General features: G+C 38.4%; 24 protein-coding genes. 18 read left to right on the top strand and 6 right to left on the bottom strand.

Annotated elements, in window-relative coordinates:
* Positions 1-2: 2 nt before the first annotated feature.
* From qcrB to ABH968_RS23575, 4 genes are all read left to right on the top strand, one after another.
* Positions 3-677: a menaquinol-cytochrome c reductase cytochrome b subunit gene (gene qcrB / locus ABH968_RS23590; protein ID WP_323649245.1), complete on the top strand. Its 675-nt coding sequence runs from the start codon at positions 3-5 to the stop codon at positions 675-677.
* 42 nt (positions 678-719) lie between these two features.
* The gene (locus tag ABH968_RS23585) at positions 720-1,514 is read left to right on the top strand and encodes a menaquinol-cytochrome c reductase cytochrome b/c subunit (RefSeq protein ID WP_370047953.1); all 795 of its coding nucleotides are present in this window, start codon (positions 720-722) and stop codon (positions 1,512-1,514) included.
* 679 nt (positions 1,515-2,193) lie between these two features.
* Positions 2,194-2,790, top strand: coding sequence for a lipoprotein heptaprenylglyceryl N-acetyltransferase LhaT (gene lhaT / locus ABH968_RS23580; RefSeq protein WP_370047951.1), 597 nt, complete (start codon positions 2,194-2,196; stop codon positions 2,788-2,790).
* 60 nt (positions 2,791-2,850) lie between these two features.
* Positions 2,851-3,525 carry a zinc metallopeptidase gene (locus ABH968_RS23575; RefSeq protein WP_427562006.1) on the top strand — a complete coding sequence of 225 codons (675 nt, stop codon included), beginning with the start codon at positions 2,851-2,853 and terminating at the stop codon, positions 3,523-3,525.
* A gap of 142 nt (positions 3,526-3,667) precedes the next feature.
* Here the strand turns inward: ABH968_RS23575 and ABH968_RS23570 are convergent, their stop codons facing one another.
* On the bottom strand, positions 3,668-4,537 hold the full coding sequence (locus tag ABH968_RS23570; RefSeq protein WP_370047949.1) for a YitT family protein: 870 nt from the start codon (positions 4,535-4,537) through the stop codon (positions 3,668-3,670).
* A 115-nt stretch (positions 4,538-4,652) separates the two neighbouring features.
* Between ABH968_RS23570 and ABH968_RS23565 the strand changes: the two genes are divergently transcribed.
* Genes ABH968_RS23565 through ABH968_RS23545 form a run of 5 tightly spaced genes read left to right on the top strand, consistent with a single transcriptional unit; the run spans position 4,653 to position 8,556 of the window.
* Positions 4,653-4,988: a nucleotide pyrophosphohydrolase gene (locus ABH968_RS23565; protein WP_370047947.1), complete on the top strand. Its 336-nt coding sequence runs from the start codon at positions 4,653-4,655 to the stop codon at positions 4,986-4,988.
* Positions 4,988-5,785, top strand: a complete 798-nt coding sequence (gene dapB, locus ABH968_RS23560; protein ID WP_370047946.1) for a 4-hydroxy-tetrahydrodipicolinate reductase — start codon at positions 4,988-4,990, stop codon at positions 5,783-5,785. Before ABH968_RS23565 ends, dapB begins: the two co-directional genes overlap by 1 nt.
* A 19-nt stretch (positions 5,786-5,804) precedes the next feature.
* A complete protein-coding gene (gene mgsA / locus ABH968_RS23555) occupies positions 5,805-6,209 on the top strand; it encodes a methylglyoxal synthase (RefSeq protein ID WP_370047944.1) in 405 nt (134 codons plus the stop codon).
* A gap of 33 nt (positions 6,210-6,242) precedes the next feature.
* On the top strand, positions 6,243-7,388 hold the full coding sequence (gene bshA / locus ABH968_RS23550) for an N-acetyl-alpha-D-glucosaminyl L-malate synthase BshA (protein WP_370047942.1): 1,146 nt from the start codon (positions 6,243-6,245) through the stop codon (positions 7,386-7,388).
* Entirely contained in the window at positions 7,375-8,556 is a 1,182-nt protein-coding gene (locus tag ABH968_RS23545) for a CCA tRNA nucleotidyltransferase (protein ID WP_370047941.1), read from the top strand. Before bshA ends, ABH968_RS23545 begins: the two co-directional genes overlap by 14 nt.
* Before the next feature lie 57 nt (positions 8,557-8,613).
* Here the strand turns inward: ABH968_RS23545 and ABH968_RS23540 are convergent, their stop codons facing one another.
* Entirely contained in the window at positions 8,614-9,738 is a 1,125-nt protein-coding gene (locus tag ABH968_RS23540) for an MFS transporter (RefSeq protein WP_370047940.1), read from the bottom strand.
* Between the two features lie 358 nt (positions 9,739-10,096).
* On the opposite strand from ABH968_RS23540, the gene ABH968_RS23535 reads away from it, so the two are divergent.
* The 3 genes from ABH968_RS23535 (at position 10,097) to ABH968_RS23525 (ending at position 11,863) form a co-directional block, all read left to right on the top strand.
* Positions 10,097-10,375, top strand: coding sequence for a CPCC family cysteine-rich protein (locus tag ABH968_RS23535; protein WP_370047938.1), 279 nt, complete (start codon positions 10,097-10,099; stop codon positions 10,373-10,375).
* Positions 10,372-10,746: a hypothetical protein gene (locus ABH968_RS23530; protein WP_370047936.1), complete on the top strand. Its 375-nt coding sequence runs from the start codon at positions 10,372-10,374 to the stop codon at positions 10,744-10,746. The genes ABH968_RS23535 and ABH968_RS23530 overlap by 4 nt, the downstream gene beginning before the upstream one ends.
* Before the next feature lie 133 nt (positions 10,747-10,879).
* Positions 10,880-11,863, top strand: coding sequence for a biotin--[acetyl-CoA-carboxylase] ligase (locus tag ABH968_RS23525; protein ID WP_370047935.1), 984 nt, complete (start codon positions 10,880-10,882; stop codon positions 11,861-11,863).
* 136 nt (positions 11,864-11,999) lie between these two features.
* Here the strand turns inward: ABH968_RS23525 and ABH968_RS23520 are convergent, their stop codons facing one another.
* The 4 genes from ABH968_RS23520 to ABH968_RS23505 all read right to left on the bottom strand — a co-directional run bounded on the left by ABH968_RS23520 (position 12,000) and on the right by ABH968_RS23505 (position 14,984).
* Positions 12,000-12,524 carry a GNAT family N-acetyltransferase gene (locus ABH968_RS23520; RefSeq protein ID WP_370047933.1) on the bottom strand — a complete coding sequence of 175 codons (525 nt, stop codon included), beginning with the start codon at positions 12,522-12,524 and terminating at the stop codon, positions 12,000-12,002.
* 714 nt (positions 12,525-13,238) lie between these two features.
* Entirely contained in the window at positions 13,239-14,072 is an 834-nt protein-coding gene (locus tag ABH968_RS23515; protein ID WP_370047931.1) for a DUF4097 family beta strand repeat-containing protein, read from the bottom strand.
* Positions 14,072-14,674 carry a DUF1700 domain-containing protein gene (locus ABH968_RS23510; protein WP_370047929.1) on the bottom strand — a complete coding sequence of 201 codons (603 nt, stop codon included), beginning with the start codon at positions 14,672-14,674 and terminating at the stop codon, positions 14,072-14,074. The genes ABH968_RS23515 and ABH968_RS23510 overlap by 1 nt, the downstream gene beginning before the upstream one ends.
* On the bottom strand, positions 14,664-14,984 hold the full coding sequence (locus ABH968_RS23505; protein ID WP_370047928.1) for a PadR family transcriptional regulator: 321 nt from the start codon (positions 14,982-14,984) through the stop codon (positions 14,664-14,666). The genes ABH968_RS23510 and ABH968_RS23505 overlap by 11 nt, the downstream gene beginning before the upstream one ends.
* Before the next feature lie 224 nt (positions 14,985-15,208).
* On the opposite strand from ABH968_RS23505, the gene ABH968_RS23500 reads away from it, so the two are divergent.
* The 6 genes from ABH968_RS23500 to dinG all read left to right on the top strand — a co-directional run bounded on the left by ABH968_RS23500 (position 15,209) and on the right by dinG (position 22,001).
* Entirely contained in the window at positions 15,209-15,880 is a 672-nt protein-coding gene (locus ABH968_RS23500; RefSeq protein WP_370047926.1) for a TetR/AcrR family transcriptional regulator, read from the top strand.
* Positions 15,881-15,882: 2 nt separating this feature from the next.
* Positions 15,883-16,647 carry a CPBP family intramembrane glutamic endopeptidase gene (locus tag ABH968_RS23495; RefSeq protein ID WP_370047925.1) on the top strand — a complete coding sequence of 255 codons (765 nt, stop codon included), beginning with the start codon at positions 15,883-15,885 and terminating at the stop codon, positions 16,645-16,647.
* Positions 16,648-17,026: 379 nt separating this feature from the next.
* Positions 17,027-17,863, top strand: coding sequence for a 3-methyl-2-oxobutanoate hydroxymethyltransferase (gene panB / locus ABH968_RS23490; RefSeq protein WP_370048004.1), 837 nt, complete (start codon positions 17,027-17,029; stop codon positions 17,861-17,863).
* A complete protein-coding gene (gene panC / locus ABH968_RS23485; RefSeq protein WP_370047923.1) occupies positions 17,863-18,717 on the top strand; it encodes a pantoate--beta-alanine ligase in 855 nt (284 codons plus the stop codon). Before panB ends, panC begins: the two co-directional genes overlap by 1 nt.
* Position 18,718: 1 nt before the next feature.
* A complete protein-coding gene (panD, locus tag ABH968_RS23480; protein WP_370047921.1) occupies positions 18,719-19,102 on the top strand; it encodes an aspartate 1-decarboxylase in 384 nt (127 codons plus the stop codon).
* Between the two features lie 127 nt (positions 19,103-19,229).
* Positions 19,230-22,001 (top strand): ATP-dependent DNA helicase DinG, encoded by a 2,772-nt coding sequence (dinG, locus tag ABH968_RS23475; protein ID WP_370047920.1) that lies wholly within the window; start codon positions 19,230-19,232, stop codon positions 21,999-22,001.
* Positions 22,002-22,215 lie beyond the last annotated feature (214 nt).

Below are 22,215 nucleotides of genomic sequence, written 5' to 3'. Positions count from 1 at the left end.
CAGTGCTAAATAAAATTTATGATTGGGTCGACGAACGCTTAGATATTACACCTATTTGGCGTGATATTGCCGACCACGAAGTGCCAGAGCACGTGAACCCTGCACATCATTTTTCAGCATTCGTTTACTGTTTCGGAGGATTAACTTTCTTCATCACAGTGATTCAAATACTATCTGGTATGTTCTTAACAATGTACTATGTACCAGACGTAGTGAATGCTTGGAAATCAGTTTATTATTTACAAAACGAAGTAGCATTTGGTGAAATCGTACGCGGTATGCACCACTGGGGAGCTTCATTAGTAATCGTAATGATGTTCTTACATACTCTTCGTGTATTCTTTACAGGTTCTTATAAGAAACCTCGTGAATTAAACTGGATGGTTGGTGTAGGTATTTTTGGTGTAATGATGGGTCTTGGTTTTACAGGATACTTATTACCATGGGATATGAAAGCATTATTCGCTACAAAAGTAGGTATCGAAATTGCTGCATCTGTACCGTTTATCGGTGGATGGATTAAAATCTTATTAGCGGGTGACTCAACTATTCTTGGTGCTCAAACGTTAACACGATTCTTTGCGATTCATGTATTCTTCTTACCTGCAGTATTGTTTGGGTTACTTGCAGCACACTTTATCATGATTCGTCGTCAAGGAATTTCAGGGCCGTTGTAATAGTTCTTGACGGTTCGATGATTTTTTAAAGGAGGGGACATAATGCATCGCGGAAAAGGAATGAAATTTGTTGGTGATTCTCGTATTAAAGCGAATCACAGAATGCCGAACGTTCCAAAGGATTATTCCGAATATCCAGGTAAGACGGAAGCTTTCTGGCCGAACTTCTTACTAAAAGAATGGATGGTTGGTGCTGTATTTTTAATAGCTTATTTAATATTAACAGTTGCACATCCATCACCTCTTGAAGGACCAGCTGATCCAACAAGAGCATACGTGCCATTACCGGACTGGTACTTCTTATTCATGTATCAATTATTAAAATACTCATATGCTTCAGGTCCATATAATGTTATTGGAGCAATCGTAATTCCAGGTCTTGCATTTGGAGCGCTATTATTAATGCCATTTTTAGATAAAAGTCCAGAGCGTCGTCCATCTAAACGCCCATTACCAACAGCGTTTATGTTATTAACTTTAGCTGCTATGTTCTACTTAACATGGGAGTCAGTTGTTAACCATGACTGGGAAGCTCAAAAAGCAATGGGTGCAATTGTAGAAGAAGTTGATGTTGATATTGATGAATCACTACCAGGTTTTGCAATTTGGAACGGTGACTCAGGTGATCAAGCTAAAACTTGTATCGGCTGTCACGCTGCTGATTTAAACGGTGGCCCAGCTGCTCCAAAATTACTTGGTAATACACTAACGGCTGATGAAGTTGAAGATATTATTCATAATGGTCGTGGTGGAATGCCACCTGGTCAATTCCACGGTACAGACGAAGAAGCGAAGCAATTAGCTGAATTTATTGCGAGCTTAAAGGCTAAGGAATAAGATTTGTTTTAAAAGAGTCAGGAAACTGGCTCTTTTTTTCTGCTAGTCTAATATTGTGACTGTTACAGCTTCAAAAAAGTTCCCGCAAAATATATTTTAGTTCTATAATATTTATGAGGATATACATACTATTTAAGATAGAGGCAAATGCCCTGCCACTATTGCCGGAAAATTGGCGATTCAAGACCAGACAGTGTTTGTGTGAACAAACCGAATACACATAGCTTGCGTTTTTACAAATGACATCCCTAACTTTTGTTGATGAGCCATTTTTTCTAACATTCCCTTTAAAAATGACCTGGTACGGCACAATGTGTAGCTCTACATAAATTCCGGTGACTGCCTTGCCTCCAAAGTTGATTGGAGTGGAGGCTGGGCGACTCCTTGGGGAATAGCAATAGAGGAACGAAGGCTAAAAGCATCACGTCCTGTGATAACGCCTTCGTGACTAACATCGTGTTAGCCCGACGCCCCCAGGAAGCTCTGCTCTGCGCGAAAGCGAAGCGGCAGCAACAAAGCGCCCAGTCGGAACGGAAATCAACCCCCGTTATGGATATGGGCAAAAAAATACTGCCAATATTCATTATAGAAAGAATGTGGCAAATTAAAGACTAGTTTATACATAATAACAATTAAAAAAGGCATCTTAGTAAAGACAGAAGATAAAGGAGTTTTTATTATGCAAATTTCACGTGCTAACATCTGGTATCTCCTTACACATAAGTCATTTTTAATACTATTACTTATTATCAATCTATTAGGTACTATTTACGGTTATTATTGGTATGGATGGCAGCTTGCCATCACGAAGCCAATTTTTTATATTTTTGTGCCGGATAGCCCAACAGCGAGCTTATTCTTTTGCTTTGTATTGATAGCTTGGATTATGGATAAAAAATGGCCGCTAATGGAGGTGCTAGCACTTATTACGTCGGTGAAATATGGAATCTGGGCAGATGTGATGAATATTTGGACGTTGATTGAAACTGGATCTATTGGTTGGCAAGGCTGGATGCTTGTGGGCTCGCATTTTGCGATGGCTGTCCAAGTAATTTTGTATCTCGGTAAATATGTTTTTTCATATTGGCATATTGCCGTGGCAGCGGTATGGACAATGCATAATGATGTGATTGATTACGTATTTGGCCAAATGCCTATGTATCGAGATTTAGCAGATTATACAAGCTATATTGGCTATTTTACTTTTTGGTTATCAGTTACATGCATTTTCCTAGCCATCTTCTCAATTAAGTGGCGCAAATATTTGCCGAATTAGGTAAATGATTATAGAATTATAGTATCGAGGTAGAAAGGGGTTAGAAAATTGTCAACAAGTATGTATATTGTTTATTTTGCAATAATAATGCTACTACCGCTTTACGCACAGATGAAAGTAAAGGGTACGTACAATAAGTTTGCAAAAGAACGTACAATGAAGGGACAAACAGGTGCAGAGGTAGCGCGTGCGATTTTAGATGCAAACGGCTTATATGATGTACGAGTTGTTCCAACACAAGGTGTATTGTCTGATCACTATAATCCGGCAACAAAAACAGTGGCTTTATCGGAAAGTAACTTCTACGAGGCGAGTATTGCTGGTGCAGCAGTTGCTGCCCACGAGGTTGGCCATGCCATCCAGCATAAAGAAGCTTATTCAATGCTGACATTACGAAGTAAGCTAGTTCCCGTTGCAAATATTTCATCAAATATGTCTTGGATATTTGTCATGATTGGTATTTTTGCAAGTAGCGCAAATATGTTACTTTTAGGTATCGTATTATTGGCAGCAGGTGTGGTTTTCCAATTAGTAACGTTACCAGTAGAGTTTGATGCATCAAAGCGTGCGTTAGTGCAGATGAATTCTCTGGGGATTATTACAAATGAAGAAGAGCGCCCAGCACGAAAAGTGTTAAGTGCTGCAGCATTAACATATGTTGCCGCAGCAGCAGTAGCTGTATTAGAATTATTACGTTTAGTATTAATTTTTACAAATATGCGAAATGACGACTAATTAATAAACTTGTTGTAGTGATATTTCACTATAGCAAGTTTTTTAATCCGTTAAACTATGTTTACAATTGATTATGTAGAAAAAGCCTACATCCATCGAAAAAGTAAAATGTTTTTTCGTGAGAGTAGGCAGGTTGTTAATGTTAATGGAGCGGTTGTTTTTGGTCGTCTAGCGTGAAGCCTTCTCCTGCAACATCTCGTACTTCTATAATAGATACGAAGGCGTGTGGATCAACCTCATGAACAATAGATTTTAAACGTACAACCTCATTGCGGCCAATGACACAATAAATAACTTCTTTTTGTTGCTTTGTAAAATGGCCATGCCCTTCAAGTATAGTAATGCCGCGTTCCATTCGTAAGGCAATCATCTCAGCAATGGTGCTAGATTTTTCAGAAATAATAAGTGCTCCGCGTGCTGCATATGCTCCTTCTTGAACAAAATCAATGACGCGCGCACCAACAAATACCGCAACGAGGGTATACATCATAGAGCGTGCATCTAAAAACGTTAGCCATGATAGGATAATGACAATTGCATCAAAGATGAACATCGTTTTCCCCATACTCCAGCCAAAATATTTATGCCCAAGGCGAGCCAAAATATCTACACCGCCAGTTGTACCACCGAAGCGAAAGACGATACCGAGCCCTAGTCCAACAAAAACCCCTGCAAAAAGAGCAACAAGTAACATATCGTCCTCTAAATGAATAGTAAATTGATACTTTTGGAAAACTTTAAGGAAAACTGAAACAGATAAAGTTCCAACAAGCGTATAAATAAATGATTTTTTCCCAAGTAAACGATAACCAATAATAAACATAGGAATGTTTAAAAGTAAATTCATTAAGGCAGGGTCCCAGCCAAGTGTAAAATAAAGTATGAGTGTAATCCCACTTAGGCCACCTTCACCAAGTTGATTTTGCATGTTGAAGTGGACGAAGCCGAAGCTAAAAATTGCAGCTCCGAGCATTATTGCGATGATATTGCTGATTTTGATCTGTTTTAGCATATGACCTCCTGAAGTTCCAAACAAATGAAGTAGTGCTATCTATTATCTGACATTTTATTGTTTTTGACAAGAATGGTGTAAATTTTATACGATGGTAAGTAGGAGTGTGATTTAGATGACTGAACAACTGACAATGCATGCTTTACAGCAGCGTGTGGATGATTATATAGGACAATTTAAAGAAGGCTATTTCCCACCATTTGAGTTACTGGCACGTCTAACCGAGGAGCTTGGTGAATTGTCTCGCGAGGTGCAGGACGTTTACGGGCAAAAGAAGAAAAAGAGTACAGAGGAAGCAAACAGTATTGAAGAAGAATTAGGTGACTTTTTCTTTGTTTTAGTGTGCTTTGCAAATGCGCAGAGCATTAAATTAGATGAAGCACTTTTACGCGTTATACATAAATTTGAAACAAGGGATAAAGATCGCTGGACTAGAAAGGATGGAGAATAATGTCAATTCGTGTAGTAATAGCAGGACCTAGGGGAAAAATGGGGGCTGAGGCTGTACATACGGTCATGAAGCATGACAAAATGGAATTAGTAGCCGTACTAGATTATAAGGAAGTAGGAAAAACATTAGCTGATCTGGAGATGTTTCCGGCAAGTTATACGGCTCCAATCTTTACAGATATGTCTGAACTTGTAGAGGCGACTGCACCAGACGTATTAGTAGATTTAACAAGCCCACATGCAGTATATAAACATACTAAAGAGGCCTTGAATTTGAATGTACGACCTGTAATTGGTACAACAGGCTTTACAGATGAACAACTAGTGGAATTATCAGCAATTGCTAAAGAAAAAGAGCTAGGCTGTATTATTGCTCCAAACTTTGCGATAGGGGCGATCCTTATGATGAAATTTGCTAAGGAAGCGGCAAAATATTTACCTGATGTTGAAATTATTGAAATGCACCACGATCAAAAGCTGGATGCGCCATCTGGAACAGCTGTTAAAACGGCACAATTGATTCAAGAGGTGCGGGCGCAAAAAATGCAAGGACATCCAGAGGAAAAAGAAACAATTGAGGGTGCAAGAGGGGCAGAATTTGATGGCATGCGTATTCACTCTGTTCGTTTACCAGGTTTAGTGGCACACCAGCAAGTGTTATTTGGCGGAGATGGGCAGCTATTAACAATTCGTCATGATTCGTTAAATCGTAATTCTTTTATGTCGGGTGTAGCATTCTGCGTAGAAGAGGTCATGAAAATGGATCAACTTGTATATGGTTTAGAAAACATCATCTAAAGATTGGGATGGAAGCATTATGAAAATCGCATTAATTGCACATGATCGTAAAAAAGATAATTTAGTACAGTTTGCTATTGCTTACGAAGATATTTTAAATGAGCATACGTTGTTTGCTACGGGTACAACAGGACAGCGTGTTATGGAAGCTACAGGCTTAGAGGTAACACGTTTTCGTTCAGGACCACTCGGCGGCGATCAACAAATTGGCGCAATGATTGCCAATAATGATATGGACATGGTCATTTTTTTCCGAGATCCTTTAACAGCACAACCACATGAGCCAGATGTTTCTGCACTTATTCGTCTTTGTGATGTTTACCAAGTGCCACTGGCCACAAATATGGGAACAGCAGAAATATTACTAAAAGGCCTACAAGAAGGCTTTGTGGATTGGAGACTGATTCAAGAAAGACGAAATTAAAAAAAGACGTGATTTAGAAAGGATGATAATCGAATGAAAAAGCTGAAAATCGGCATTACCTGTTATCCAACAGTTGGAGGCTCTGGTGTTATTGCAACAGAATTAGGAAAAATGCTTGCAGAGAGAGGACACGAGATTCATTTCATCACCTCAAGCGTACCATTTCGATTGAATAAAATTTATCCAACCGTCTTTTTCCATGAAGTAGAAGTTAGCAATTATTCAGTATTTCAATATTCGCCATATGATATAGCATTAGCGAGTAAAATGGCGGACGTGATTAAGGATGAAGAACTAGATGTGCTTCATGTGCATTATGCAATACCACATGCTGTCTGTGCTGTTTTAGCACGTGAAATGAGTGGTCGCGACATTGGGATTGTCACAACGTTACACGGTACAGATATTTCGGTGCTTGGGCAGGATTCCACTCTTTCACAGGCAATTAAGTATGGCATTGACAAATCTGATATCGTTACAACAGTATCAGAGGCATTAAAGCAACAAACCTATGAGCTTATCGATACAGTAAAGCCGATAAACACGATTTACAACTTTGTTGATGAACGTGAATACTTCCCGCGCAATTCAGGTAACTTAAAGGAGCAATTTGGGATTCAAGAAGATGAAAAAGTTATTATTCACGTATCTAATTTCCGTAAAATTAAGAATCTGCCGCATATTGTCGACGCCTTTATGAAGATTCGTGCAAACATGAAGGCAAAGCTGTTACTTGTGGGAGATGGTCCAGAAAAGCATCGTGTAATGGATCAAGTAAAGGAAAGTCCTTACGTACAGGATGTTCTATTTTTAGGCAAACAAGAAAATTTGGCTGAATTGTATGCGATCAGTGACCTGAAATTATTACTATCACAGCAGGAATCATTCGGGCTAGTCTTACTTGAAGCAATGGCTTGTGGTGTACCTTGTATTGGAACAGCTGTAGGCGGTATTCCAGAAGTCATTGAGCATGGTGTAGATGGCTATATAGTGGAATTAGGTGATACGGACGCGGTAGCAGAATATGCCGTGAACCTAATGAATGATGAGGAGAAATTACAACGTTTCCGAGAAGCAGCTATCCGTGCTGTTGATGAAAAATTCCATTCATCTAAAATTGTAGAACAATATGAAAAATTGTATGAAAAGGTTGCTGAAAGAAATCATGCAAAACAATAAAGAATGGCAAGCAGCCTATTCAGTTATTGAACAACTAGAACACGCAGGCTTTGAAGCAGTGATCGTCGGTGGTGCGGTACGAGATGCTATACTAGGTCGTCCTGCCCACGATGTAGATGTTGCAACAAATGCCATGCCAGACGAAGTAAAGTCTGTCTTTAAACACACGGTTGATATAGGGATTCAGCATGGGACGGTACTTGTTATCGTGCCAGCTGGATCGGTGGAGGTAACGACATATCGCACAGATGGTGAATATACGGATCACCGTAGACCAGAGGAAGTGCAATTTGTACGTTCGCTAAAAGAAGATTTACAGCGCCGAGACTTTACGATGAATGCCATTGCGATGCGTCGTGATGGCTCTTATGTTGATTTTTACGGAGGACGCCAAGATATTGAAGCTGGCGTGATTCGAGCTGTTGGTGACGCGCAGAAACGCTTTTCGGAAGATGCATTACGAATGCTCCGAGCCGTGCGTTTTTCGGCTCAGCTTGGTTTTCTAATCGAATCAGAAACCTTGAAAGCAATGAAGAACAAGGCTGATAATATTTCTTGGATTGCAAGGGAGCGCATAAAGGCAGAGCTCGATAAGCTATGGGTAGGGAAAGATGTTTTTAACGGTATAAGAAAGCTTGAGGAAAGTAACTTAGTGAATTATTTGAATGGTACTTTTCAAGCTGATGACTGGTATGAATTTAACACGCAGGACAAGCTATTAGGCTGGGCATATTTTGCGGTTTTACAGGGTGATCATTGGCGAGAAGTGCTAGGTGACTATCGTTTATCGAATAAGGAGATGGCATTTGTAAAAGCTGTGTTAGAAGCTTTGAAAGCTTTAAAAAATGGCTGGACGAAAATGGATTACTTTTTGTATACACAACAGGAACTAGAGACAGCTTGTTATTTTGCGAAGCTGAGACAGCTTGACGTTCAAATGCCACAGCAAAGTATTCATGAAATACAGATGGAGCTTCCTATTAGACACAAGCGAGAGCTCATTGTAAGCGGTACAGATTTAATAAAATGGTCTGGAAAAAAAGGTGGACCATGGGTAAAAGAAGTGTTGCAGGCGATGCTTGAAGCGGTTGTCAATGGCGAGCTTCAAAATGACCGACAACAGATAAAGAATTGGATAGAACATGATTATTTCAGCAAAGAATGGTAGACCTCGAATGTAAAACGAGGAGCCGTCTCAAAAACGAATGAGACGGCCCCTTTTAATTCAACATCTATTTTTTCGCCAAATAAAAACAGTACAACATAAGATTAAAACACTTTGCATTAGCCAAATTCCGTATGTTAAGGAAATCCACTTCGTCAGTACGGGTAATAGTAAAAAGCCTATTAAAAAACCACATCTTGATGCAAGTGTGTTAAGACCGAGCAAGCGACCTCGCACATTTTCATGGCTGCGCTGTAAAAGTGTATAGTGATTTACTTGTACGAATGCTTCAGAAGCTCCTACTAGTAATAAAATAAAAAATGAGATGGGTGTTAACTCAGAAATAAAGGTCATTGATACCAAAAATGCAAACAATAGTAAGCTTATAATATAACGACGCTCGTTTACAGTTTCTTTTTTTATAAACAATGAACAAAGGAAAGAACCAATGGCAATTGTTGACCACATCAAGCCATTATAAAAATCACCATTCTCTTTTACAGATGTGAAAAGTGGCAAGGCATATTGATAAGCAGAAGCTGCTAATGGGTATACGAAGCCAACTATGAGTACAAACAAATACCCATCTGTCTGAATAATGTTTTGGTTAGTTTGTCTTTGTTCAGTCGACCTTAGTAACAAAGTTGGTTCTATCCAGCGGACTTTTAACAATACGATTGCTGAGCCAAAATACATAATTCCATCAAATACAAGTAGATACTTGTAAGAGAAAAAGGCAGATATAAAGCCACCAGTCGTAAAGCCAATAGTACTCATGATTGCTCCAAGACGTACAAGAAGAGTATTAATTTTTGTAAGATATTCTTCACCAAACATTGAGGGAATGGATGCACGATAACTCACATCGAAAAATACATATGTTATCCCCAGTAAAAAAGCAACCAACACAATAAACAACGGATGTTCTAAAAAAATTAGACTTAACACAATTCCACCGCTTGCAAGCTCCGAAAAAATCATTGTTCGACGTTTTGAATAACGATCAGCAACGATCCCTGCAAGATAACTTATCATCAAACCTCCAACTTGTCTCCCTATAAAAAATAAGGTCATATAAAGCTCAGGATAAGGGCTCATTAACAGTGCACTTGACAATCCGATAAACTGCATGCGGGAACTAAAATCAGAAAATGCTTTTGTATAAACAAAATAAATTGGTTTCATAATAGCCTCCAAATTTCTGGCGGCTAAAGAAGTGTACGTCCCTTATTAAGGGCGTACACTGATGATTATTTGCATAATAATACCTCCTAAAAAATTAAAACAAAAGAATAGTAAAGTAAATGGGACGTGCTTCCGTTGCTCGCCTTGTATTCACCTTAATTATATGAATGAATTGTTAAAAAAGATAGGTAATATATGTTCAAAAAGCATTATCTATTACATAATTTGGGTGATGAGATGAGTGAAAGGTAAAACCTGATGGTAAAAAATATATATAATATTAATTAGAAGCAAGAAGTTTTTCTGTGAAAAAATTAGTTGAACTGGAAATAAATAAAATAGAAAGGTTGGTGATTGTATGAAATATCCTTGTTCGTGTTGTGGATATAAAACAATTAATAGTGATGGTGATTATGAAATCTGTCCAATTTGTTTTTGGGAGGATGATCCTTTTCAGAAAGTAAATATAGATGAAGAGGGGGCTAATAAAATCTCTTTAGTAGAAGCACAAATAAACTATTTTCGCTTGGGTGTCTCAGAAGAGCGATTTATTCATAATGTTAGAAAGTCAAAGATTGAAGATAAAAGAAATCCTGATTGGAAACCGATTAAAGAATCTTTATGGAGGTTATTATGAAATACTTTGAGGAAGCTAAATATATTTGGAAAAATTATGTTCCGAAGAGTGGGCAGGCAGATACAGTTGAAGGTGAACTAATAAGGGCGATTGAAAGACTTCGGTATGAAGCACAGAATAACGGAAATTGTAATTGGGATGAAGGATTTGAACTTTTTTGTCATTATTTATGGGAAGTTCTAAATGACGAAGAGACTTTTGATCATAATGTTTTACGTGAAATAAAAATGGACGTTGATACGTTATTAAATTTTGATGCGCCATATCTTGACGATGATGTATATGACAGAATTAGCGACCATATCATTGAATGGACTTTTACTCATAAAGGACCTATAAAAAGAGAAAAAGATCCGAAACAATATAGGTGAAAAAAGTGAATAACTAGTAGCTAAAAGATATTTGATGATAGTTTGTGGTCAAGTATCATAATTTACAGTATGATTATTACTAATAGCAACAGAAATTACTAATAGTAGAGATTACTAAAGGATTGATTTGAGCATGAGTATTTCCATGAAGGATGAAATTTTAAAAAGAATATTAGCTGCTAATGGTGAAGCGGTTTCAGGTCAGGAGCTAGCAGATTCTCTTGGAGTATCACGTACAGCTGTATGGAAACATATGCAAACACTGCAGGAGGAAGGCTATACATTTGAAACTGTAAAGAAAAAAGGCTATGTGCTGACTGGCGTGCCAAATAGCTTAAGTCCAACACAAATTGAACTGTTTTTAAATACGGAACGCTTTGGACGTGAAATTCATTATTTTGATGTTGTAGATTCAACACAAACAATTGCCCATAAGCTTGCACAGGAAGGCGCTCCGCATGGCACGATCATAATCGGGGAGGAGCAAACTGCTGGTCGTGGTCGTATGGCGCGTCCATGGGAATCTGCAAATGGTACAGGTATTTGGATGACCGTTATTGTGAGACCGGATGTTACTCCTCAGCAAGCTTCATCGTATACGCTTGTCGTAGCAGTTGCGGTTACAATGGCTATTAAAACATTATATAAACATGTTGAGCCAGCCATTAAATGGCCAAATGATTTACTCATTAACGGTAAAAAGTGTACAGGTATATTAACAGAAATGCAGGCTGAGGCAGACCGTGTACAAGCACTACTGGTAGGTATAGGTATTAATGCAAACCAAGTCGAATCAGATTTCTCACCAGAAATTGCTGATATTGCGACATCTTTACGTTTAGAAGCGGGTGAGGAAATTAATCGTGCAGCCCTTGTCGCATCGATTTTACAATACTTAGAACAATTCACGGAAGTATACGTAAAAGAGGGCTTTGCTAGCATTAAAGAACTATGGGAGCAAATGTCATGTACCATCGGACAACGTATTGAAGTCACGACTTTACGCGAGCGCTTTGAAGGTATTGCCAGTGGGATTACGGATGAAGGTGTACTACAGCTAACAGAGGATAATGGCACAGTCCGGACAATTTATGCTGGAGATATAAAGATTTTATAGAACATACTATAAGCATACTCTGTAAATAGTAGTTGAGTACTTGCTTATCTGTTTTAACTAAACAAGAACGTATATTATCGATCTGAGAATATACGTTCTTTTATATTTTTCGAGAAAAAAATATTTAAATATCTCTCTATTTTATTTTTTCTGTAACTTTATTAACATCATTCCATACGTAAATAAGCTCTTCTACTATTTTTCCACCAATTTTTATTTCTATATTATTGACATATTGTGCACCATAATATTCATAGAAATCACGTGTTTTATTTTCTGCTAATACTTCAACAAATACTTTTTCGTATCCTTTTTGTTTAAAATAGGCGAATACTTCTTTGAGTAGTTGCTTTCCGATTCCCATTCCTTGATATTCTTCTAAAAGATAGATAGAAGTTAAATCAGTTGCATTGGGTACTGAATTAGTTTTTCGTTTGCCACCAGTTGCAAAGCCGATTATTTCACCTTGTTCATTTTCGGCCACTAGTACATAATTCGTAGCATCTGAAATATTCTTCTTCCAAAGCTCTGTTCGTTGCTCGTAAGATAAATTATTCAAAAAATCATCTGGAAGAATGCCTTTATATGTTGTTCGCCAACTATCAACATGTACTTTTCCGATACCTATAGCATCTTCAATGTTTGCTTTTCTAATTTTCATATTGATCACCTCGAAAGTCGCATTTTATTTCCAAGATGATGGACGTATCTGACCCGATTCACCTCAGATTCTGCTTTAATTAAATATATATTTCTAAAATATGAGTATAGAATATAATAAACAGAAAATTCTTACTAACTTTTAGAGGGAAGAACTGAATCATAAAAAATTCTTACTATAAAGGCAGAATCACAAGTGTATAAATTCTACCTTCATAGTGTTTAAAATCAAAATGGTCAAGGAAATCTTTATGATGTTGTGGCACTTTTAATGAGGTGAGTTCTGTCCTAGGCTACTCACCATAATCGAACAGAAGTGACATTTAACAGTGACGCGAATATTGGCTACGCTTTTGCATAAAAAGACATCTGTCGTTGCTGTCGCTACGTTAGCACTACGCTTTCGCACAGAAAACATTTGTTGCCCCGACGCCCTCAGGATAGCACCCAGTCGGAACGGGAATCATCCCTTCTTTTTTTTGGCTGAGCCATACAAATGCATTTCTGATATTTGGTCCATTATTGTAAGTTTGGGATGATATTTTGACTAAAACCTATGTCATGTAAAAAAAAGTTGATTGGAGTGGAGGCTAGGCGACTCCTCGGGGATTAGCGTCACAGATGAGACCCTGGAGCGAGCATCGCGAGTGAAGCTGCTCATCGGACGCCGCGCCTAGCCGGAACGGAAATCAACTCCTCGTTTTGCCAAAGCCCTTTATTTTAACTTTAACTGTAAGTCACCGTGTGAAACTGTTACTTTTAGCTGGTTATCACCCTTATATAATTGTGATACTTTGTCGTCTTGATCTTTCTTATCAATTGTAAGATCCCCGAAGTCCGTTTGTAATTCAAAACCAAGTTCACTTTTTTTATTTTGTAAGTGAAGTGTAGCATCTCCAAAGTTAGACGTAATAGTGGATTGACCATTTAATGTTCCATCAATATTAATATCACCATGTTCACTTTCGGCAACGAAGCCGTTACTTGAAAATTGTTGTAGCTTCATATCACCAAATGATTGTGTAATCTCTGTTTTATCACCAGAAGTGTCTTTAAAAATAATGTCTCCAAAATCTTCAATTAGATTTAACTCCTGATAATTCAGACCACGAATGGTTGTATCCCCAAAATTACTATCAAGGATAACGGTTTTCAATTTTACATCTGAAGGAACATAGATTTTGATGGAAGGAGTTCTGAAGCTACCAAATCCGAATTCTAAACCATTCTTCTTCTTAGCCTTTGTTTCAACAGTTAATGTATTATCTTTAATACTGTACGTCACATCATCATTATTAATAACATTTGTTTCTAATGCATAACGATCACTAGTAACAATTTCAACATCTCCATAGTGATTGATAATATTGAGATTAGTGAAATCATCTAGTTTATAGGAATTGTTTACTAGTTTATTGTTCTCTGGCAATTGGATGCCTTCATCAGTTAACACAAAATTCCATTTCCCACCAGAGAAATAACCAACTAGAGCTAACAGTATACCAAAAGCAATCATAGTAATGGCAATATGGGTATGTCGAGACGTCATTAGTATCCCTCCTTCCGTTTCTTCATCATTTTATGAAATAGTTTACCTAATGCTTCAACACAAACAACAACGATTGTTTTGATCAAACGAGCAACGAATGGGAAAAGCAGAGTGCCCAGACCTGTTACAATAAAGCCAACGCCCATAAAGAGTAACGCTGTCGGCCAATGCTGAGTTAAAATGAAGAAACCTGAAATAAGTGCAACAATTCCACCGAAAAAGATACCAAGTACAGTTGCGATAATCGCAATGATAACGCTGAATATAACTGCTCCAAATGAAATAATAAGTGCTATAGCGACTACAAGTAACGGTAATGAAAGTGGGGCAGATATTATAGCTAGAATGATAAGCCAAATCGCAGACACATTCTTCTTAGTCGAAGTTGAGGTTGTTTCTAAATCCTTTAATGCATAGTCCGCCATTATTTGTGATGCAACATGAGAAGGGGAGCCTAGTTGTTGAATGACCCGCTGTTCGTTTTCCTCTCCTGCTTCATCGAAATATTCCTCATAATAGGCAAGCGCAGCATCAACCTCATGCGCTGGAAGACGTTGTAATTTCCCCCGTAGCTTTTTCAAATAGCTTGCTCTATTCATCATATTTCCCTCCTATAAGTACACAATCAACCTTTTCTTTATACTGTTGCCATTCTTTTAATAGTTCCAGTAATCGTATTTGACCTTGATCAGTAATTTGGTAATAGCGTCTATTTCTGCCTTGGTAGGGCTGATCGTAGGTTGTTAAGCAATTTGCTTTTTGTAAACGACGTAAAACTGGGTACAGCGTAGATTCTGATATATCCATCACAGATTGTATTTGCTGTGTTAATGAGTAGCCGTAAGCATCTTCCTTATCGACGATGGCGAGTACACAAGCGTCAAGTAAAGCTGAGCCAAGCTGAAATGTCATCTTTTATCACCTCACAATGGTTTACCTATACGAGGTTTTATATTATACGTCGTATAGTATGGTGGAAGTATATTACATATCGCGTTGATTTGTCAAATTTTATTAAAAAGTTCAAGAAAAAAATAAAAATGAAAGCAGTGTCATTTTTTAATTGACAATAAAAGGTATATAAATTACGATAAAAATGACAATGGTGTCATTTAAAATGTTTGGAGGTAAAGATAGTGCCAAAGGTAAGCCATGAATATGTACAGGAAAAGAAAAACAGCATTTTAGAAGCAGCTATAACAGTATGTAAAGTTAAGCCACTTTATGACATTTCGATGAGGGATATTATTAAAGCGTCAGGGGTAAGTCAGGGTGGGATTTATCGTTATTATTCAGACTTGGACGAAGTACTTGTTGATGTTATTAATCAAGTAAATGCTAACGCAGACTATAAACATATTATCGATGGAATTACGGGTACGAGTAACTCTCCCTCAGAAACAATCATTAAATTATTTAGTTTTCTTGGAGAGTACATGAAGGAAAACGTATCAACAGTTGGCAAAATTCAATTTGAGCTTACGATTTTATTTGCTAACAATCCAGAAAGAGAAAAGAAAATTTTATCGAACATTGTGGAAAATGAAAGTGGGCAATATTTGATGCAACAAATTTTTCATTCAATCCATAAGGGTATTTCTTCAGGATGTTTTCAGCTTGAGATATCGATAGAGGATTTATCTACTTTTATGATGACATCCATTGATGGCATTGTGAGAGACGTTGTCTTGCAAAAATGTTACGGAATGTTCTCAAATGATCAAGTGCAGTTTGATGAGATTCGATTGATGAATACACTTTGCAAATCCGTATTATTACTATTGGGTACGAAAGAAGGAGAGGATTAAAGTTGGGAGTAGAGATAAGAAGATTTCTATTTTATACCTTTGCTACGTCTTGGATAATATGGGGCAGTTTAGCTTTGTTAACACAGCTAAATTTGCTGGAGTTTGACAATGCAATATCAATGCTATTATTTATTCTCGGCGGCATTACTCCTGCAATTTGTGAGATTTGGTTGAAAAAGAAATATTCGACTAAAGAAGAGTTCAAATCATTTATCCATAATGTGAAAAATCCTAAGCTTCCTGTTTCATGGTACCTATTTGCAATCGGATTCGCATTTGCGGCGTGTTTTTTACCAACTCTATGGGGTGGAGCGACTATGGAGAATCCAATGTATCTGGCGTTACTTGAATTGCCAATCATGATTATTGGTGGAGGACTAGAAGAAATTGGCTGGCGTGGTTTTTTACAGCCTACATTACAAAAAAGATGGTCTCCTTTCACAAGTACAATTATTGTGGGCGTTATTTGGACAGTTTGGCATTTGCCATTATGGTTCGTCATTGGATCAAACCAAATGAACATGAACTTCCTATGGTTTTCTCTAACAGCTTTAGCACTATCCTTTTTATTGACAATCATTTACCTCTCCACTAAAAGTATTTTTCTCTGTATTATTTTCCACGCTTTAATTAATTCATTTTGGGATGTCGTCTTTGTACCAGTTACAAATGTAACATCTGGTTTATTCACATTTTTATTTGCCCTGTTTCTATTTACAGTGTATGAAGTTTATCGAAAATCAAACTTTCAGAAACGATTGGTTTGAAATTAGAAAAAACTACTAAGTGTAATTATTAGAAAATAATATTTGAAGATTACTAGGGGAATCTGTTATAGTATGTGCGAAGGGCAGTATCCTTTTGTGAACGGCACCTTCAAAACGTAAGAACTATTTACAATAAATATCTGCCTTGATCTTTATATGACAGGGACGGAAGAAAACAAGCGTTCAAAAATATAACTTGATTCAATGGAATGGGCAATTCTCTCAAAGAGATTTGATTACGTATCCCATTATTAAGTTATGGCCTCTACTCAAAAAACAAGAGGTGATTTTTGATAACGAACGAAACACTACCCTTCTGTCCATATTAGGAACAGAGGGGTTTTTCTGTTTTCTTCCCTTAAAAAAGGGGGACTACATGATGAAAACAACTTCAGATTTTTTAAAGATGAAGGCAGCAGGTGAGAAAATCGTTATGCTCACGGCATACGATTATCCTGCTGCAAAATTTGCCGAGGAAGCAGGCGTCGATATGATTCTAGTGGGAGATTCACTAGGTATGGTAGTACTAGGCTATGATTCTACAATGCCAGTAACAGTAGCCGATATGGTCCATCATGCAAAAGCAGTACGTCGCGGTGCAAAGGATACGTTTGTTGTTGTGGATATGCCATTTGGTTCGTACCACGGTGATGTACACGAGACGTTGAAAACGGCAGTATCTATGATGCAAGAAACAGGAGCAGATGCACTAAAGTTAGAGGGAGCAGACGATGTTCTACCAGCAATTCGTAAATTAACGTCAGCTGGCATTCCGGTGGTAGCTCATTTAGGTTTACTACCTCAATCAGCAGGAGTACTTGGTGGCTACAAAGTTCAGGGTAAAACAGCTGAACAGGCAACGAAACTCATTGAAGATGCAAAAAAATGTCAAGAGGCTGGAGCGTGTGCAGTCGTCTTAGAATGTATTCCGCATCAGCTAACAGAGATGGTATCCGCTAATCTCATCATTCCAACGATCGGCATTGGAGCTGGTGTTGAGGCTGATGGGCAAGTTTTGGTTTATCATGACATGTTAAGCTACGGTTCACATCATGTACCAAAATTTGTGGAACAGTTTGCTAATATGGACCAAGAAGCAAGTCGTGGAATTGTTAGTTACGTAGAAGCTGTCAAGGCAGGTACATTCCCTGCGCCGAAGCATTCCTTCACGATGAAAGAGGAAGCATTGGATCAGCTATATGGGGGCGTAAAGTAATGAAAGTCGTAACTACAATCCAAGCACTAACCGTAGAAATCCAAGCAGCTAAGCAAGCTCAAAAAACAATTGGACTCGTTCCAACAATGGGGTATTTACATGAGGGCCATTTAACACTAGCGAAAACAGCTCGTGCCGAAAATGATTTAGTCGTTATGAGTATATTTGTAAACCCAACACAATTTGGGCCAAACGAAGACTTTGAAAGCTATCCACGTGATTTGCCACGGGATACTGCTTTGGCAGAGTCTGTCGGCGTTGATATTATTTTCGCACCGAGTGTTGAAGAAATGTATCCGAGTGATGGTGGTATTCGTATTCATGCGGGTGAACAGGCAACAATTCTTTGTGGAGCGAGCCGTCCAGGTCATTTTGATGGCGTTTTACAGGTCGTATCAAAATTATTTCACCTAGCACAGCCGACACGAGCTTATTTTGGACAAAAAGATGCACAGCAGGTTGCTATTATTGCTACAATGGTACGCGATTTTAACTTCCCTTTAGAAATGCGAGTAGTACCCATTGTACGTGAGGAGGACGGTTTAGCGAAATCCTCTCGTAATGTGTATTTAAGTGAAGAGGAGCGTCTTGAGGCACCAGCAATTAATGAAGCGCTACAGCTTGCTCGTGATAGCTTTCTAGCGAATGGTGATGCAGCGAATGCGCTTGCTAAAGCAAAGGCACACATTGCAGCACGCACACATGGCCACATTGACTATATTGAGCTATTAGCGTATCCAGATTTAACACCAGCAACTGCTGAAACTGAACAAGTGCTTTTAGCAGCAGCCGTCTATATGGGGAATACTCGTTTAATTGATAATTGTATCTTTAATGTGAAAGAAGGATTGTAATATGTTACGAATGATGATGAACAGTAAAATCCACCGTGCTACAGTGACACAAGCAGATTTAAACTATGTTGGATCTATTACGATTGATGAGGATATTTTAGATGCAGTAGGGATGCTACCAAACGAAAAAGTGCATATCGTCAATAACAACAATGGCGCACGCTTTGAAACTTATATTATTGCAGGGGAACGTGGATCAGGCGTTATTTGTGTGAACGGTGCAGCAGCACGCCTAGTACAACGTGGAGATATTGTGATTATTATTTCTTATGTGTATGTAGATCATGAAGAGGCAGAAGATCATAAGCCAACAGTGGCCATTATGGGCGAAGACAATACAATTAAAGAAATGATTACCTATGAACCAGAAGCAACGGTGATGTAATAGGGAGGAAGCATGTACAAATTGTACATGCTTCTTTTTGTGTTCAATCTAAAGAGGCGAAGGGATGCCGTTGAGCCAAATATATGATAAAATTCATCTATCTAATGTGAACTGTGAGTTGAGATGTATGATGGAAAGTCAAAAGTATGCAATTGTAGATTTAGAGACGACAGGTCATTCACCGGCAAATGGGGACCGAATGATTCAAATAGCAATTGTTATTATGAAAGATTGGAAAATTGAGAAAACGTATACGAAGTTTATTTATCCAGGTAAGGCCATTCCAACTTTCATTCAGGATTTAACGCATATTACGGATGAGGATGTAAAGGATGCCTTGCCGTTTGAGGCACATGCCGACTACATATATGAACTGCTTGCTGATTGTGTATTTGTCGCGCATAATGCGGATTTTGACTTATCCTTTTTACAAGCAGAATTTAAGCGTGCAGGTTTACCGAAATGGCAAGGTAAAAAGATGGACACGGTTGAGCTTGCCAAAATATTATTTCCAATGTCACTTAGCTTTAAACTAGGTGATTTAGCGGCAGATTTAAATATAGAGCTAACAAATGCACACCGAGCTGATGACGATGCCCGTGCAACGGCTGAGCTCTTTAAACATTGCTGGAGGGAGCTACTCAGTCTCCCACAGCTAACTCTTGAACAAATGCATAAACGCTCATTCAGATTAAAATCAAATTTATCTCAGCTTTTCTTTGAGGCTCTTCAAATTAAACGACAGCATGTAACTGTTAATGAGAATGTCTCCTACTATCGTAATTTGGCCATTTCTGATGGAAGAAAAAAGCGTACAATTAACTCGGAGATTGTATCGTACCCGCAAACAACAGCTGACAAAACAGCATTAATGACAAAGGCGATGCCAAATTTTGAGCAACGACCTGCACAATTCGAAATGATGGACACTATTTGGCAGGCGCTAAATGACAAAAGGGAGTGCGTGATAGAGGCCTCAACAGGTATTGGTAAAACAGCGGGCTATCTACTCCCTGCGATTTTGTATGCTCGAGCAGTCGATAAAAAAATTGCGATTAGCACATATACGTCACACTTGCAGGAGCAGCTTGTTGAGGAAGAGCTCCCAAAGATTGAAAAAATCCTAGGCACTAAAGTAAATATTGCTGTTCTTAAGGGCATGCAGCATTATATTGACGTTGCACGCTTTGAGCAATGTATGGCTTATGCTGATGAAACTTATGATGATACATTTACGATTTTGCAGATTCTCGTTTGGCTGACCAAAACAGAAACAGGTGTGCTAAGTGAGCTCAATGTATCTGGTGGTGGACAACTATTTTTAGAGAAAATCCGCAAAATGCCCGATGAAAAACCTTCAAAGGGCTTTGATTTCTATGAGCAAGCGTTAAAAAATAGTGAATTTGCCGATTGCATTGTAACCAATCATTCTATGGTACTCAGTGATTTAGTTCGTCAAACACCAATCTTTACACAAATTGACGGATGGATCATTGACGAAGCACATCAATTTATACAATCTGCTATGCAGCAAGACGAAATTGTCTTCTCCTATACGCAGTGGAAGTACATTTTCGGTCAAATAGGAACGATGGAGGAAACTGCTTTGTTCCAACAATTTAGTCAGGCAGCTAAGAAAAAACAACGTGTTTCTATGCAAAGCTTGCAACGACTAGATGCACAATTTATACGCCTGCAACGGACATTCGATGACACTATTCAGCGGGCTGTTCAAAAAATGCAGCAACAAATAAAAGGAAAAAGGGCTAGTAGCAAATGCACTTTGTTTTTAGAGGATGTATCGCTAGCAAAAGAACCGCTTTTACAAGTGAGTAAGCTTACACAACAGTGGCTTGATCTTGCGACGGAAGTAGGGCAGGCTTTTGAAAATAATATTGAGCAACTAGATAAAAATGAGCTCTATATATTATCGGAATGGCATTATTGGATCCGTGAATTAAAAGTGAAAATCGCTGAATGGGAGGAAATTTTCCTATCGTCACAGGATGATAATTCAGTGTGGTTAGAATTTGATTTACGGAGCGTTCCAGGGAGCTTGCACGTCTTTAAAAAGCCTGTTAATATCACGCCTATCATTGAAAAAGTACTTGCACCACTTCGGAAGCAGGCAAGTATTGTGTGGACTTCAGGTACTTTAACTGTGCCAGGTAATGAACGTTTTGTGACGCGTCAACTCGGTATTTCTGATAGTGTGCAAGTAAGAAAGCTCCAAGCGCCACCATCCTATTATGCAGGAGCGAAGGCATTTATTGTCACAGATATGCCCGATATTCAACATGTGTCACAGGATGAATATATTGAAGCGGTCGCCCATGCCATTACACGTACAGTGCGGATGACGGAAGGACGTTGTTTTGTCCTATTTACTGCACAGGACATGCTTCGAAAAACAGTGGAGCTTATTCAAGATAGTGAACTCCTTGATGACTATATGCTCTTTGCACAAGGCGTCACAGGTGGTAGCCGTATGCGAATCTTGAAATCATTCCAAAAGTTTAGTCACTCCGTTCTTTTTGGTACTAACAGCTTCTGGGAAGGTGTAGACGTTCCAGGTAATGCACTTGCATCGGTTATTGTTGTACGCCTGCCGTTCTCCTCACCAGAAGAGCCTGTATTTAAGGCACGAGCAAAACATATTACCGCACAAGGTCGAAATTCCTTCAACGAGTTATCACTACCAGAAGCCATCATGCGTTTTAAACAAGGCTTTGGTCGTTTAATTCGTTCATCACAGGACAAAGGAGCCTTTATCGTTTTAGACCGCCGCATTTCAACAAAGTCGTACGGTAAGGAATTTGTCAAGGCGTTACCACCGATTGATGTTAAGAAATTGCAGCTACCTGAGTTGTTAAAGGAACTTAATAATTGGCAGAAATAGCTGGAACCCCTTTTAGCAGTTTTGTTAAAAGGGGTTTTTTGGATAGGTGGAAGTAGGGAGCGGAGCGAATAAAGAACTCCAAGCTGCTACCAGAGCCTAAAAAAAGCCCTCGACAAATTGAAGGGCACTGAAAAAGTCCATATCTTCTCACATTGCGAGGTATTCAACGATTAAATCGTTGAATACCTCGCTTTTTTCATTTGGCACTGTGACT

Source organism: Lysinibacillus sp. RC79 (genome assembly GCF_041262405.1).
Lineage (GTDB): Bacteria > Bacillota > Bacilli > Bacillales_A > Planococcaceae > Lysinibacillus.
The sequence above is the reverse complement of the archived record's forward strand: the minus strand, read 5'-3'. Positions and strand labels throughout refer to the sequence as shown.

Excerpts from the sequence above, each read along its gene's own strand:
- ABH968_RS23565 (WP_370047947.1), top strand. The coding sequence starts at position 4,653 with ATGACTGAACAACTGACAATGCATGCTTTACAGCAGCGTGTGGATGAT.
- panC (WP_370047923.1), top strand. The coding sequence starts at position 17,863 with ATGAAAGTCGTAACTACAATCCAAGCACTAACCGTAGAAATCCAAGCA.
- dapB (WP_370047946.1), top strand. The coding sequence starts at position 4,988 with ATGTCAATTCGTGTAGTAATAGCAGGACCTAGGGGAAAAATGGGGGCT.
- lhaT (WP_370047951.1), top strand. The coding sequence starts at position 2,194 with ATGCAAATTTCACGTGCTAACATCTGGTATCTCCTTACACATAAGTCA.
- ABH968_RS23520 (WP_370047933.1), bottom strand. The coding sequence starts at position 12,524 with ATGAAAATTAGAAAAGCAAACATTGAAGATGCTATAGGTATCGGAAAA.
- ABH968_RS23525 (WP_370047935.1), top strand. The coding sequence starts at position 10,880 with ATGAGTATTTCCATGAAGGATGAAATTTTAAAAAGAATATTAGCTGCT.
- ABH968_RS23535 (WP_370047938.1), top strand. The coding sequence starts at position 10,097 with ATGAAATATCCTTGTTCGTGTTGTGGATATAAAACAATTAATAGTGAT.
- ABH968_RS23545 (WP_370047941.1), top strand. The coding sequence starts at position 7,375 with ATGCAAAACAATAAAGAATGGCAAGCAGCCTATTCAGTTATTGAACAA.
- dinG (WP_370047920.1), top strand. The coding sequence starts at position 19,230 with ATGATGGAAAGTCAAAAGTATGCAATTGTAGATTTAGAGACGACAGGT.
- panD (WP_370047921.1), top strand. The coding sequence starts at position 18,719 with ATGTTACGAATGATGATGAACAGTAAAATCCACCGTGCTACAGTGACA.
- ABH968_RS23530 (WP_370047936.1), top strand. The coding sequence starts at position 10,372 with ATGAAATACTTTGAGGAAGCTAAATATATTTGGAAAAATTATGTTCCG.
- ABH968_RS23540 (WP_370047940.1), bottom strand. The coding sequence starts at position 9,738 with ATGAAACCAATTTATTTTGTTTATACAAAAGCATTTTCTGATTTTAGT.
- ABH968_RS23570 (WP_370047949.1), bottom strand. The coding sequence starts at position 4,537 with ATGCTAAAACAGATCAAAATCAGCAATATCATCGCAATAATGCTCGGA.
- ABH968_RS23515 (WP_370047931.1), bottom strand. The coding sequence starts at position 14,072 with ATGACGTCTCGACATACCCATATTGCCATTACTATGATTGCTTTTGGT.
- ABH968_RS23510 (WP_370047929.1), bottom strand. The coding sequence starts at position 14,674 with ATGATGAATAGAGCAAGCTATTTGAAAAAGCTACGGGGGAAATTACAA.
- mgsA (WP_370047944.1), top strand. The coding sequence starts at position 5,805 with ATGAAAATCGCATTAATTGCACATGATCGTAAAAAAGATAATTTAGTA.
- ABH968_RS23575 (WP_427562006.1), top strand. The coding sequence starts at position 2,851 with ATGTATATTGTTTATTTTGCAATAATAATGCTACTACCGCTTTACGCA.
- ABH968_RS23585 (WP_370047953.1), top strand. The coding sequence starts at position 720 with ATGCATCGCGGAAAAGGAATGAAATTTGTTGGTGATTCTCGTATTAAA.
- ABH968_RS23505 (WP_370047928.1), bottom strand. The coding sequence starts at position 14,984 with ATGACATTTCAGCTTGGCTCAGCTTTACTTGACGCTTGTGTACTCGCC.
- panB (WP_370048004.1), top strand. The coding sequence starts at position 17,027 with ATGAAAACAACTTCAGATTTTTTAAAGATGAAGGCAGCAGGTGAGAAA.
- bshA (WP_370047942.1), top strand. The coding sequence starts at position 6,243 with ATGAAAAAGCTGAAAATCGGCATTACCTGTTATCCAACAGTTGGAGGC.